Source organism: Staphylococcus sp. GDY8P57P (assembly GCF_017892585.1).
Taxonomy (GTDB): domain Bacteria; phylum Bacillota; class Bacilli; order Staphylococcales; family Staphylococcaceae; genus Staphylococcus; species Staphylococcus borealis.
In genome coordinates this window covers 1-558 of record NZ_JAESLK010000108.1, presented here as the reverse complement: position 1 = coordinate 558, position 558 = coordinate 1, and the positions used below count along the sequence as shown (strand labels likewise).

Genomic DNA, 558 nt, shown 5'->3' with positions numbered 1-558 from the left:
AAGTTCAGCTTTAATTGATTGCATCAAATAACCCTGCATAGCTTCAACCGTTTCATTTTTCTGTAGCAACATCGCTTTAAATCGTTTTAAGACACTGACAAGTTCGAACTCCACGTCTTCTAAACGGTAATATGTATCATGGGCATTATTAAATGATTTTTTTCCTTTAAGTAAAACACTTTTAATAATACGAATTTCTCTAATTTCAAAATTACTTAAATAATCTTGAAGTTGTTTTGGTAATTCTTCAAGGAGTTGGAATTTTAAGCGCATCATTATTAAATTCAGTTTGTTGATGATTTGTATGATTCGAATGAGCGTTTTCAGAAATATTGTTAGGTGTATCATTCAAATCATTCGTATCATTGTTCTCAGTCTCTATATAATTAGTATTACTAAATTCAGTATCATTAGGGTCTAAGTTTTGGGATTCTGGAGTCCCATCATTTGGGATTCTGGAGTCCCATTGTTTGGGATTCTGGAGTCCCATTATTTGGGAGTCCTTGATATCACTCGATTCGTCATCGTTCGAAGTACTATTTTGTATTTCTTTTTCAA

1 pseudogene is annotated in these 558 nt (G+C 32.3%); it reads right to left on the bottom strand.

The annotated features are described in order from the left end of the window. A pseudogene (locus KA878_RS13775) lies at nt 1–558 on the bottom strand (replication initiator protein A); the annotation flags it as partial.